Source organism: Paenibacillus sp. FW101-FHT12H11, from assembly GCF_058790355.1.
In genome coordinates this window covers 411817-424419 of sequence record NZ_JBYTCO010000003.1, presented here as the reverse complement: position 1 = coordinate 424419, position 12603 = coordinate 411817, and the positions used below count along the sequence as shown (strand labels likewise).

The 12603-nt window shown below is 50.4% G+C and carries 10 protein-coding genes and 1 pseudogene; all 11 read right to left on the bottom strand.

Features of this window, described 5'->3' with window-relative positions; all coding sequences use genetic code 11:
- Positions 1–14 precede the first annotated feature (14 nt).
- Positions 15–1526 carry a xylose ABC transporter ATP-binding protein gene (locus AC3WTJ_RS12130; protein ID WP_127455872.1) on the bottom strand — a complete coding sequence of 504 codons (1512 nt, stop codon included), beginning with the start codon at positions 1524–1526 and terminating at the stop codon, positions 15–17.
- Between the two features lie 84 nt (positions 1527–1610).
- Positions 1611–2726 carry a D-xylose ABC transporter substrate-binding protein gene (gene xylF, locus AC3WTJ_RS12125; protein WP_220138855.1) on the bottom strand — a complete coding sequence of 372 codons (1116 nt, stop codon included), beginning with the start codon at positions 2724–2726 and terminating at the stop codon, positions 1611–1613.
- 215 nt (positions 2727–2941) lie between these two features.
- On the bottom strand, positions 2942–4510 hold the full coding sequence (locus AC3WTJ_RS12120; protein ID WP_492521947.1) for a response regulator: 1569 nt from the start codon (positions 4508–4510) through the stop codon (positions 2942–2944).
- Positions 4511–4532: 22 nt separating this feature from the next.
- Positions 4533–5969, bottom strand: coding sequence for a sensor histidine kinase (locus AC3WTJ_RS12115; RefSeq protein ID WP_492521946.1), 1437 nt, complete (start codon positions 5967–5969; stop codon positions 4533–4535).
- Complete coding sequence (locus AC3WTJ_RS12110) at positions 5966–6952, bottom strand: sugar-binding protein (RefSeq protein ID WP_492521945.1); 987 nt, start codon at positions 6950–6952, stop codon at positions 5966–5968. The genes AC3WTJ_RS12115 and AC3WTJ_RS12110 overlap by 4 nt, the downstream gene beginning before the upstream one ends.
- Before the next feature lie 325 nt (positions 6953–7277).
- Positions 7278–7528: pseudogene (locus tag AC3WTJ_RS12105) on the bottom strand (IS110 family transposase); the annotation flags it as partial.
- A 257-nt stretch (positions 7529–7785) separates the two neighbouring features.
- A complete protein-coding gene (locus tag AC3WTJ_RS12100) occupies positions 7786–8385 on the bottom strand; it encodes a nuclear transport factor 2 family protein (protein WP_492521944.1) in 600 nt (199 codons plus the stop codon).
- 64 nt (positions 8386–8449) lie between these two features.
- Positions 8450–9112 carry an NAD(P)H-dependent oxidoreductase gene (locus AC3WTJ_RS12095; RefSeq protein ID WP_492521943.1) on the bottom strand — a complete coding sequence of 221 codons (663 nt, stop codon included), beginning with the start codon at positions 9110–9112 and terminating at the stop codon, positions 8450–8452.
- A gap of 31 nt (positions 9113–9143) precedes the next feature.
- Positions 9144–10553 carry an MFS transporter gene (locus tag AC3WTJ_RS12090; protein WP_492521942.1) on the bottom strand — a complete coding sequence of 470 codons (1410 nt, stop codon included), beginning with the start codon at positions 10551–10553 and terminating at the stop codon, positions 9144–9146.
- 4 nt (positions 10554–10557) lie between these two features.
- Complete coding sequence (locus AC3WTJ_RS12085; RefSeq protein WP_492521941.1) at positions 10558–11304, bottom strand: DsbA family oxidoreductase; 747 nt, start codon at positions 11302–11304, stop codon at positions 10558–10560.
- A 99-nt stretch (positions 11305–11403) separates the two neighbouring features.
- Positions 11404–12540: a Gfo/Idh/MocA family protein gene (locus AC3WTJ_RS12080; RefSeq protein ID WP_492521940.1), complete on the bottom strand. Its 1137-nt coding sequence runs from the start codon at positions 12538–12540 to the stop codon at positions 11404–11406.
- Positions 12541–12603: the final 63 nt, after the last annotated feature.

The following is a 12603-nucleotide window of genomic DNA, read 5'->3' as shown; positions in this document are numbered from 1 at the left end:
GGCAGGTTGCATCGTTATTTCCCTCCTGTAGCGGCCAGCATAATATTTTCCTGGGTCGCTTCTCGATAATCCAGCTCGCGGACGAATTGTCCTTCGCTCATGACAAGTATCCTGTCGCTCATCCCGAGAATCTCCGGCAGCTCCGAGGAAATCATGATGATGGCCACGCCCTGATCGACCAGCCGGTTCATCAGGTTGTAAATTTCATACTTTGCTCCGACATCGATTCCTCGTGTCGGTTCGTCCATGATCAAAATTTTCGGATTGGACATGAGCCATTTTCCGATGACGACCTTTTGCTGGTTGCCCCCGGACAAGGTGCCCACCGGAGTGTCCAACGACGACGTCTTTGTCTTTAATTCCTGTACATACTTCTGGCCCCACTTGATCTCTTCGTTATCGTTGATCACGCCGTATCTGGATACTCGATCCATCGTAGCCAAGGTCGTGTTTGTTTTCACGTCCATAGACAATACGAGCCCCTGACGTTTGCGGTCCTCGGTCACTAGCCCTATTCCGGCCGAGATGGCGTCGGCTACCGAGCGGATCCTCGCCGGTTCGCCGTCAATCTTCACTTCCCCTTCGGCCCTTCCTTCATAGGCCCCGAACAAGCTCGTAACAAGCTCCGTCCTTCCCGTTCCCATCAAGCCGGCGATCCCTAAGATCTCCCCCTTGCGCAAAGCGAAGCTGACGTTGCGGATGACGCGGTGGCCGGCTTTTTCCTTATGCCATACGGAATAGTTGCTCACTTCAAGCACCGTTTCCTTGGGGGTGTGCGCGACGCGGGGATATCGCTCGGTCAGTTCGCGCCCCACCATCAAAGAGACGACTTCATCGTCATTCGTGTCGCACCTGTCCAGCGTCGCTATAGTCCGACCGTCCCGCAGAATCGTAATGCTGTCGGCAAGACGGAACACCTCGGGCATTTTGTGCGAAATGTAAATGCAGGAAACCCCATTCTCGCGAAGCTGATGGAGAATGCCCATCAGAATCTCGACCTCGCTCTCCGTCAGAGCTGCGGTCGGTTCATCCAGAATGAGGATCCTCGTATGCTTGGACAGCGCCTTGGCGATTTCGACAAGCTGCTGCTGGCCGATGCCAAGCGAGCCGACCCGCGTATCCGGTCTGACATGGAGACCGACGCGCTTCAGCCAAAGCGCGGCATTGTAATACAGATCATCCCATTGAATGACACCTCGCTTGGTAGGCTCAGCCCCCAGAAAAATGTTCTCCCCGATCGTCATATCCTTCACAAGCGCAAGCTCCTGATGGATGATGCCGATACCGGCCTTCTCGGCATCGGCGATGGAACGGAACTCCTGCTTCACGCCGTTGACCCGGATTTCACCCGTATATGTGCCGGCTGGATAAAGTCCGCTCAGCACCTTCATCAGAGTAGATTTGCCTGCTCCGTTCTCACCGCAGAGCGCGTGGATTTCTCCCTGACGCACCTTAAAATTTACGCCGCTCAAGGCTTTGACGCCGGGAAATTCCTTCGAGATATCGATCATTTCCAATACGTGCATCTTCCCAGCTCCTATCGGATCGTTACTTTTGAGGAAGGGGCAAGACGGCCAGGTGACGGCGCCTTACCCCGAATTCGAATCCCGTTATTGCTTTGGCCATTGGTCCTTCGGCACGTTCTTGTACACATCCTCCACCTTGTGGAAGCCGTCCTTGATGACCGTGTCCGCCAGGTTCGATTTGTCAACAGAGATCGGATCCAGCAGGACAGAAGGAACATCGATTTTTCCGTTGTTGACCTTTTTCCCGGCATCTGCGACTTGGCCTTGCTTCGCCAGCGCTACAGCCATTTCAGCCGCCTTCGTGGCGATCGCTTTAATCGGTTTGTACACCGTCATCGTTTGCGTGCCTTGGGCGATACGCTGAACAGCCGCTAAATCGGCATCCTGTCCGGATACCGGGACTTTACCCGCCAGCCCTTGCGCCGTAAGCGCCTGAATGACTCCACCCGCCGTACCGTCGTTAGCCGCAACCACCGCTTGGATGTTGTTGTTGTTGGCAGTTAACGCATTCTCCATGTTTTTCAATGCCTCTTCAGGCTTCCAATCCTTGGAGAACTGGTCGTACACGATCTTGATGTCGCCCTTTTCCTTCAACGGATTGAGGATATTCATTGCTCCTTCTTTAAACATGTGGGCGTTATTGTCCGTATCCGCACCGCCGATGTAGACAAAATTGCCCTTCCCTACTTTGTCGGTCACGGCTTTAGCCTGCATTTCGCCAACCCTGACATTATCAAAGGAGATGTAATAGTCTACATCGGAATTTTTGATCAGACGGTCGTAGGAGATGACCTTGATCCCCTCCTTGTGGGCTTTTTCCACAATCTGAGCCGTCGCTTCCGCATTATGCGGAATAACGACCAACACGTTAACGCCCTGCGAAATCAACTGCTCCGCCTGGCTCAACTGCGTGGCGTCATCTCCGTTGGCCGCCAGCGCCTTGACTTCCCCGCCGAGCTCTTTCACTTTTTCCGTAAAGATGTCGCGGTCTTTCTGCCAGCGCTCTTCCTTCAATGTGTCCATCGACATGCCGATGACGATCTTGCCGCTATTTTTAGCTCCTGCAGCGGTCTGGCTAGGTGCTGCCGCCGCACCCTTCGTCTCCTTGCTGTTGTCCGATACGATGCCGCAGCCCGCTACGGAAGCGGCCAGCACCAGCGTCACCATGCCAAAACCCGATCTTTTCAACCATTTGTTCATGTCCAGGTTTCCCCCTCTAATTGGTTAAACGAATTGATTCCGCTTACACAATTTATTGTATCAGCACCAAAAGCGGACTCGCTACATCGGCGGTCCGCACTCCTTTGTCCTTTAACAGCATTCATTTGATCGAATATGAAAACGGATTCAAAAATTTTCAGTTTCCAGCACCATTTTGTGCAGGAAGCAAAAAAGTCCTTGCCGGAGCAAGGACTTCAAGGGCTGAGATGCTGACGGTATTCCGTCGGCGTGACTCCCGTCGTTTTTTTGAAAATGCGGCTGAAATAGTTCGGATCGTTGTAGCCGGCCATATAGCATATCTCTTTAAAGCTGAGCTCCTCACTTTCCAGCAGCCGCTTGGCCTCATCAATCCGCAGCCGGGTTACGTAATCGATGAACGTTTCCCCCGTATGCAGCTTGAATGTTTTGCTGAAATAATACGGGCTCAAATTCACGTATTCCGCCGTCTGCTCCATGGAGATATCGGACTTGTAGTGCTCGCCGATATACGACTTCGCCCGCTCGATCACGCGGAATTGGCGGTGCTCCCGCTCCTCGGTCATATCCTCGAGCATCCGCTCCAGCTGCTCTGCCGCGGCCTGGCGCAGGGAGGCCATCCCCGCCACCCCAGCGAAGTAGGATACGATTTCCGCCGGGGACCGATGCGATATTTGCCGGGCCAAGGAGATCAATAACCCAACGACCTCATCCCGGCATACACGGTCGTCAGCTCCTGAGCCGGCGATCAGACGTTCCAGCACATCCAAGAAGCGGATACGCGCTTCTTCCTTATGCTGCCGCTGCAGCGCGTCCAGCAGCTTTCTTTCCTCATCGAGCGCGATACCCGGTATACCGTCGCGCTGGCAAATATCTTCATAATGCCGAATGCGTACGACATCCGAGGAGTCCGCCGAGGCGGCGGCCGCTTCCTGGTAGGAGCGGCGAAGCCCCTCCATCCCTTCCCCGACCGTGCCGATCCCGATGGACAGGGACAGCTTGAATCGGTGTTCGGCGAAGGCCTGCAGCCGTTCCCCAAACACAAGGGCATCCACTCGGTTTGTAAAGCCCGCACCAGAAGACGGAACCGGGACGAAAACCGCCATCCGGTTGCCGAGCATAGGAGAGACCATGCAGGCAAGCTGCAGCTTGGCGTACTGCTTGAGATCTTCGTGCAGGACCTTTCGGACACTTTGCAGGTGTTCCCAATCCTTCCGCTCCCCGAAGGGAAAGGATAGCACCATCGCATAGCCCTGCTCCCAGCTTATATTCAGCAGCTCCACAAGATACCGCAAATCAAACTCCTGGATGCAGTCCATCATCAACATCATCGTCAGCTCATTCTCCGCCAGCGGCAGCAGCCGGGTCAGCTTCTCGCGAATCTCAAGCTCCTCCCCGCGTCTGAGCTTCTCTTCCTCCAGTTCGGCAGCCTGCTTACGCAGCACCTCTATCAGCTCATCGCGCTTGGCGGGCTTCAGGATGTAATCCTTCACACCGAGCGACAGCGCTTCCTTCGCGTAAGCGAAATAATCGTGAGCCGTCACCAGAATGATCCGCACCTCCTGATGACGTGACATAATCTCGCGTACGGCCTCCAAGCCCTGTATTCCCGGCATTTTGATATCCATAAAAATAAAGTCGGGGCGCTTCTCGTCCGCCATTTGAATCGCCTTGCGCCCGTTTTCCGCATGAATAAACTCAAACTGGCCCGGCAGCATGCGGCTGACCATCATTTCGAGGCCTTCCCGCTCCAAAGCTTCATCATCGGCAATCAGCAATCTGTACATCGTTCATTTCCCCTTTTCCGGTTCAAGCCACACCTGTAGACAGCGGCAGATAAAACCTGATTGTCGTACCCTCTCCTTCAGCGCTGATAATCTCGATGCTCTGCATTCCGTCGTAAAACAACTGCAGCCTCTTAAAGACATTCACCGTCCCAAGCCCCGTCGATTGTTCCTTCCCTCTATGCGGCCGCGGAACATCCTTCACGATGGATTGAAGCAGCATGGCTCTGATGTCCTCGCTCATGCCGGCTCCGTTATCGGCGATTTCGATGAGCACCCGGCCTTCCCGGCAGGCGATGCCCAGCTTTAATAGCGCACCTTCCTCCATACCTTCAATGCCGTGCACGAGTGCATTTTCCAAAATTGGCTGCAGCGTCAAACAAGGAACAATCTGCTCCATGGCCCTTTCGTCAATCTCCGTTACAAACTGAATCCGATCGCGGAACCGTGCCTTCTGAATCGCCAAATATTCCAGCGCATTCTGCACCTCATCCCGAAGCGTTACCGGATGGTCCAGTTTCTGCAGGTTGTAGCGCAGCAGGCGCGAGACGGATACCGTTAAATCGCTCGTTTTCTCCGCTCCTTCAATGTAGGCGAGCTTCGCGATCGCATTCAGCGTGTTGAACAGAAAATGCGGGTTGATTTGGCTTTGAAGCGCTTTCAGCTCCAGTTCCTTCACCAGCCGGTCCTTCTCCAGCCCCTTCATGTTTTTATCCATAAGTTCCTGAATATTGTCGAGCATGCGATTGAAGGTTTGGCACAGGATACCGATTTCATCGCCTGTCGAAAGCTCCGGAGCTTTCGTATCCAGTTTGCCCTTGGAAATTTGCTTGGCCGTAAGAACGAGACGACGGATCGGACCGCTAATGCTGCTTGACAGCCATAGCGAGAAAACAATACTGAGCAGCGCGACTGTAAAAACCAGATACACGCCAAGATTGTTCATCTTGGCAGTGGTCAGCATGATGTTCTCGTAAACCGGCCGGTAATGCTCCAGCTCCAAATCCACTAGCGCCTGACCGTCCTCACCGATATAACGGGAGATCTGCTCCGCCTGCAGATAAGCCCCGGCTTTTGCGTTGGACCCCCCCTCCTCACCGCCGATCATGCTCCGTGCCTGCTCCTGGAACGTATCGATCATATTCTGATAATTTAGAATCGGGAGCGCATTCACTTCATTTTTTTCCATATTCGCCAACTGCTCTCTCAAGCCTTTCAGCGCCTCCAAATGCTTCCTCAGATCCGGGTAGCTCTCCTCATCGATCTGGATAACGTACCGGTTCAAGTACCGCATAACCTCCTTGCTCTCTTTGGTAACCTGCTTATAGAGCAAAATGCGGTCCATCATCAGGTAATAGCTTTCCTGGACGTTCTTGCCACTTTCGAACAAAAAATAGGAAACAAAGCTCATCAGCAACACAAGCAGGGGGATAAAAATAAACAATTTCGAACGAATGCTCATGAGGATCTCTCCGCTTTCAATTGGCTTTTGTCGATGACCTCCACCTTGGTAAACTGTGTGGAAGGAAGCGTGAGGCCTTGGAAGTAATCATTAAACAGATGGACGGACATCTCCCCCATACCGTACGGCTGCTGAACGACAGTCGCTTCTATCTCGCCCTTGCGGATGGCATCCAGCGTTTCCTGCAAATCGTCAAATCCCGCGATCCGGATATCGTCCCGCTTCAAGCTCTTTTGCGCTTGGAGAATGCCGAAGGCGTCCGTAGCGCTTGTTCCGACCATCATGCCGATGTCCGGATGAAGCTGCAGCATATCCGCCGCCTGTTGGATCGCCTCCATCATGGAGATGTTGGAAGCCCGCACATCCACAATTTGCAGCCCTTTGTACTCGTCGACGACACTTCTTAGCCCGCTTAATCGCTGCAGCTGGCTCTCAGCCGACTCGCTGCCGATAATAACGCCAATTTTGCCTGTTCCGCCGGTCGTTTGCACCACGATTTCCCCGAGACGACGGCCCGCTTCTACATTGTCCGTTCCGATATAAGCCAGCCGCTTGCTGGTTGGAGCATCCGTATCGATGGTCAGCACCGGTATGCCCCGCTCCACCGCCTTATTGATCACGGGCGTAAATAGGCTGTCATTCAGCCCCTGCACGATGATCCCGTCCACCTTGGAAGCGATGGCTTTCTCCAGCAATTTAATCTGCTCCTCCATGCTGTTACGTACCGGTCCGATGCATTCGATGGCAATATTGTCGGCCTGCGCCGCCTCCGTCGCCCCCTTCTCCACCAGCTGCCAATATGGATGCCCCTGCTCCTGCTCAATCAGTACGATATGCCGCCCCTTGAAGGCTTGTTCCTTTTCCCCCTTCAGTTCATCGACAATATACTGGATTTTGCTGGACTCCGAAGCAAAGCGGATCAATAAGAAGCCGAACACCGATATGATCAGCGCGATGCTGACCAGCCACTTTTTATCCGTCATGTTTCCACCTCTCAACTTACCATTTATCATAGCGGAAAAAGAAAGCGGATACAATAAGGGAAATGGATTAAACTCCCATGAATATTTATTGTTACCAGGAAATATTTGTTAACAGGTTTGTAACATAAGACGTCAAGACTTTGTTTTAGCGAAAAACAAAAAAGCAAAATAATCGCCCTAAAATAAGGAAAAATATTTTATAATCCATAAAATATACCAGTCCCATAGAACGTATTTGATAGATTTATATTTTTTCGATAATAACTTCAGCGAGGGTCAATACGGAACTATATCAAATATAATCCTGAATTACGAATGTAAAATCTTCAGCTTGTACAACACAAAGGTCAGTTGTTAGGTGCTCGTGAATTTTCATGGCTTCCCTCAGTTCGGCATAAACGCCTTGAGAAAGGCTCGGTACAGCGTATCTCCCGTCTTTGACCATCTGTGCAATCATTTTGCGTCCTTCATGTCATTCTTCGTTGGCGAGTTGTCATCGAGTTCTTTGCTTTTCTTAACGTGCAGCGGATTTACTACGCCGTATTTTACTTGCTCTCCTTTAAGAAAATGGGCTAGGGTTAGCCCTCTCCTATTTTCAAAACCTTGCCCATTAAAATGAAATTTTAACAAGTGTAACGGTTCTGCCTTATTTTTCTCCTTCGCCGTCATCTCAATCTACCTTGAATACCCATACTTTATCACACTCAATTAAGATTACTCCCAACTCCCATTTGCATAATAAAGGGCCGCCAGATTGGCAGCCCACATGATGTTATGCTCTTTCCTGTTAGGAAATTTAACGATCATTTTGATCATATAATAAAGATTTCGAGTTACTTCCCAGTTACAGGATTTGTACTAGGATCCCAGTTTGCGAGAGGGTCCATACGGAATCTGGTTAGAACCACACTGTTGATTTTCCAGACACCATTCACACGCTTATATGTTTCGCGATATGAACCATACCCGTCATGCCCCGGTGGAGCATCTTTCGCGGCAGGGTAGGTCAACATATCCTCCATTGCCCAGATTCCCTTCGCGTTATCCATATCGATCAAATCAATCTCGGGCATATGTCCGTGGTGAACCGTAGGGGCCGCACCGATGACAGCTCCTGCCCCATTGGCGAATGCTTCCCCGCCGGTAAATACATTGCCATCGATCTCAATTTTGGCATCAGGTGTAAAAAGCTCGGCAAAATCCGACCATTTTTTTTCATCGATAAAACGGAAATAACGGGCCTTCAATTCTTTGATCTCTTCAACGTCTTCTAATTTTTGATATCTCTGTTCAAGTTCAGTGATTTGCACTTCTTGCTGGTCTTGAGCTGCTTGCTGTACCTGATTATTTTGATCCGTACATCCCGAAATAATAATAGTTAGAATAACTAACCCCAAAATCAAACTTGTTTGAAACATTTTTCTCTTCAACATATCGTCACGTCCTTTGTTTATATACGAATTTAATTGTTTGTTCATGGTTATGGCTTTACGAACGTTACAGAATCCATTCGGATACTTGCTCCATCGTTCTTCTTGTTTTATCACGCGGTTCTTTTGCCCGATAACCGAAAGCGACCATAACGCTTACTTCATACTCGTCGTCTCCGAGCAAACCTCGTTTTGCCAAAATTTCGTTGACTCTATCAGGTACGAAGCCTTCGATCGGACAAGAATCGATTCCGATCATCGCCGCGGAAGTCATCATATTCCCTAGAGCGATATAAGTTTGCTTAGAAGCCCAAGCTGTTCTCGCTTGTTCGTTATCGAGATGGAACGAATCGAAGAAATCGTGCCATGCTCCCACGTTGTTTCGCACCATTTCAGGGGGATATTTTTTAACTTTTGTCAGCTGTTCATAAATATAAGGGGATTCCGGGATAAGTCCTTTACTAGCAAGAATAACGACCATGTGACTCGCGGTAGGCAGTTGATTGTACGCGCCGTAAGCGAACGGCCGAAGCTCTTCCCTAAGTTCCGGATTTTGAACGACTAGAAATTTCCACGCCTCCAGACCGTTGGAGCTAGGCGATAATCTCCCTGTTTCCAGGATAAACCGGAAATCTTCTTCGGATATTTTTTGGGTTGGGTCAAATGCTTTCGTTGCATGTCTAAAATGAAATGCTTCTAGCACTTCTTTTTTTGTCGCGCTCGTACTCATGTCGCTTCCTCCTTGGTGTGGTTAACAATTTTTAAGCTTGCAGCAACGCTGCCTTTTTCTTTCTCAAGCTGAGTAAGGCCAGGAGCAAAGCGAATAATGCAAAGCAGCCGCCAACGACTAATGCTGTTTGAAATCCCGACAGCATCGCTTCGTTGGACGATGCATCGGTTGCCGAAGCGGTCACCGAGCTCGCGACCGTAGCCAGAATAGACAATCCGAGACTTCCTCCTAGTTGCAAGAACGTATTTACGATACCGCCTGCTACGCCATGCTCCTCAAGTCTCACATCCCTTACGGAACCTACGATGATAGCCGTAAATCCGGCTGCTGTCGAGAGACCTAATAGAATGAAGACCGGCAAAATAAATGCAGCATAGACGCTGTCCATGGACATGGTGCTTAACCAGAACAAGCCGAGTGCGTTAACGAGCTGCGAAACAATCAACAGCATTTTCGCTCCGAATATACGCATGAAGTAAGGCGTGATTTGCGTAGCTAGAACGGACGATAAACCGAGCGGTAGAAAAGCCAAGCCCGTTATTAAAGAAGAATAGCCAAGCGCATGGAAATACAGCGTTGAGAAATAAATAAATGCGGTCATGAAGGAATACATTAAGAATCCGATAATATTCGATGATACTAGCGAACCGATACGGAACAACCGGAGTGGCATGAGCGGGTTTTTGGCGGATTTCTCGATGAAAACGAATCCGACCAGAATAAGCGCTCCGACGAGTAAGGTTACGATTTTCGTGGTCGACCAACTGCCATCGACATCAGGCATGGATAACCCGTATACGAGAATGAATATGCCTAACAGCACGGCAATTGCGCCGGGTAAATCAATGGATTGCTTGTTCTTTTGCTCCATCGGCCGTTCTTTAACAAACACTAACCCGATTATGATCGCAATCCCGAGCGGGACGTTCAAGAAAAACAAGGATCTCCAACCGAGCGAGTCTGTCAGCAACCCGCCAACGATTGATCCCGCCGCGAAACCGCCCGAACCCAACGCGCCAAAAATGGCAAAAGCTTTATTCCGTTGCGCGCCTTCGGGAATCGACGTACTAATCAACGACATGGCCGCGGGAATGGACAGCGCCGCGCCGATTCCTTGAATCGCCCTGCTCGCAATGAGCCAAACCGGATTCATCGCGAATCCGCCGGCGAGCGATGCAGCCGCGAAAATCGCTAAACCGAGCGTTAACACACGTTTCCTCCCTATTAAGTCGCTTGCGCGTCCGCCGATAAGCAGAAAACAAGCGAAGGTGAGGACATATGACGTGACGATCCACTGTAAATTATTTGTATTCATATGCAGCGCCAATTGGATCGCCGGTAACGCCACGGTCACCGTGGAGGAATTCATAACTTCCAAAAATTGCGCAAGACAAACTAAAATCAATAACAACATATTCGCTTTAGAAATCCGTTCATCCACGTAATTAACTCTCCTCTTTTAGTTTATTTAATTCTTGATGCTCCACTGCGCATGAACCGCCTAAGCAGGCGAGCTCTTCCGTATCCCCAGCTGCGGAACGAAATTGGACGACAGGATGCTCCTCCGCCCAAGCTTTCTCTAGCGCCTCGACGAATACTTCTTTCGTCTGCGCCCCAGAGATGGCGTATTTTCCATTAATTAAGAAATAAGGCACGCCTCGAACACCTAACTTCTGGGCTTTAAGCTCGTCCGCTCTTACCTCGGCGGCGTATTGCTCACTGTCTAGCATCGCGGCTGTCCCAGCAGCGTCCAATCCGACTTCAACGGCAATCATCACAAGTGTATTCGCGTCCCCGATATGCAAAGAATCAGTAAAATAGGCTTTGTACAATCGCTCCAACAATGCGTTCGTTTTTCCGAATTGCGCCGAATAATGAAGTAGTCGGTGCGCATTAAATGTATTCGTGTGTATCGCAGTATCATAATTTAACGTCAAACCGTCTAGTTCTGCACGCTTTGTGATATCATCATGTACAGCTTTCATATGTGCTCTCGTCGATCCGAATTTCTTGGCGGATAGCCCATAAATATCATCGTTTACGTGAACGGCCATGTGCGGATCAAGTTCAAAGCTGCGATATACGATTTCCGTAGAATCGCGATGCTCGAACTTTTTTAACCCTTCTTCAAACTTCCGTTTTCCTATATAGCAATATGGACACACGATATCCGTCCAGACCTCTATCTTCATGAATTTCTCCCGCTTTCTGGATGTTTGCCGGAAAGGAGAAATACTCTCTCCTCTCCGGTTGCATCTTGCTCGTTATGTTTAGTCAAATGTAGTGTTCGTTTAATTCACTTTTTGCTCGACTCCGGTACGGGAAGCCGTCATGATCGTGTCGTATAACCTGTGGCGTTTGAGAGCATGAGCGAAGTCCGGCGTTTCATTCGTGCCTTCGCGAAGATCTTTAGCCAAGCTCGCGTAAAATTTCCCGATGTTGCTTGATCTTGCCGGCCCTTCGGGAATCGATTTGATATCTTCGGTGTATTGGCTTGGAATGACGATCTCGCCGAGCGTCTTGTCTTCGCCTTTGCCGCCCCTCAATTTCAGCTCGGTATTTTGCATATTTCCGTTGAAATCGGCGGTGATGACAAGCTCGCCGTCCGTGCCGATGATCTCCCACCGCAAGTCGAAATCCCGCGAAGTTCCGCTGCGGTATAAGGTTGTCGCTAACACGCCACTTTCAAGCGTACCTATTATGGCCATGTGATCCGGAGCCGTCACTTTTAGTGTCGTCCCATTATCCGTGATTTGAACTTCAGGGTGACGAACTTCAAGCCTCGCGGACACGTTATCGTAATCGCCGAGCACGTAATTCAGCCCGTCGATGGCGTGAAGTCCTGCGGACGCCAACATGGTCGCGCCGGCATTCACGTCGTAGGTATAAGCGAATTTTTGGATCGTAACGGGTTCCCAGATCAAGGCTGTACCAGATAATGTAGTTGCGAGTACGTTGCCGATATAGCCTTGAGTGATCAAATCGCGGGCATGTTGGATTGCCGGAGAGTAACGCGCCTGCAAGCCGATAAACGTCCGAACGCCAGCTTCCTTAGCACGGTTCGCCAAGTCTTGCGCCTGTTCCGTGGACATGCCAAGCGGCCATTCGCTGTAAACCATTTTGCCTGCTTCGATAGCAGCTCGAGCGATATCGTAATGGTATTGCACATTAATAGCGATTACGACAAGGTCTACTTCAGGATGCTGTATCAAATCCTGGTAATTATCGAATCCAGGAACACCGAACGCTTCAGCAGCAGCATCCGCGGATTCGCGGTTGCTCGTGCTCACCGCAACCAGTTGGAAGTCCGGCAACGCTTGAACCGCCGGGATGTGCGCTGCGACAGCCCACCCTGGGTTGGACGGACTTGCTCCGATAATACCTACACCGATTTTCTTATGATTGGCTTGCTGTTGATGATTGGACATTGTAGTTCCTCCTCAAATCTAATTGGCAATCGCGAACCTCGAACTCTAACGATATTGACCCAC

What these genes read in the sequence shown, in the direction of transcription:
- AC3WTJ_RS12085 (WP_492521941.1), bottom strand. Translation starts at nt 11,304, where the DNA reads ATGAAGATAGAGGTCTGGACGGATATCGTGTGTCCATATTGCTATATA.
- AC3WTJ_RS12095 (WP_492521943.1), bottom strand. Translation starts at nt 9,112, where the DNA reads ATGAGTACGAGCGCGACAAAAAAAGAAGTGCTAGAAGCATTTCATTTT.
- AC3WTJ_RS12110 (WP_492521945.1), bottom strand. Translation starts at nt 6,952, where the DNA reads ATGACGGATAAAAAGTGGCTGGTCAGCATCGCGCTGATCATATCGGTG.
- AC3WTJ_RS12115 (WP_492521946.1), bottom strand. Translation starts at nt 5,969, where the DNA reads ATGAGCATTCGTTCGAAATTGTTTATTTTTATCCCCCTGCTTGTGTTG.
- xylF (WP_220138855.1), bottom strand. Translation starts at nt 2,726, where the DNA reads ATGAACAAATGGTTGAAAAGATCGGGTTTTGGCATGGTGACGCTGGTG.
- AC3WTJ_RS12080 (WP_492521940.1), bottom strand. Translation starts at nt 12,540, where the DNA reads ATGTCCAATCATCAACAGCAAGCCAATCATAAGAAAATCGGTGTAGGT.
- AC3WTJ_RS12100 (WP_492521944.1), bottom strand. Translation starts at nt 8,385, where the DNA reads ATGTTGAAGAGAAAAATGTTTCAAACAAGTTTGATTTTGGGGTTAGTT.
- AC3WTJ_RS12130 (WP_127455872.1), bottom strand. Translation starts at nt 1,526, where the DNA reads ATGCACGTATTGGAAATGATCGATATCTCGAAGGAATTTCCCGGCGTC.
- AC3WTJ_RS12120 (WP_492521947.1), bottom strand. Translation starts at nt 4,510, where the DNA reads ATGTACAGATTGCTGATTGCCGATGATGAAGCTTTGGAGCGGGAAGGC.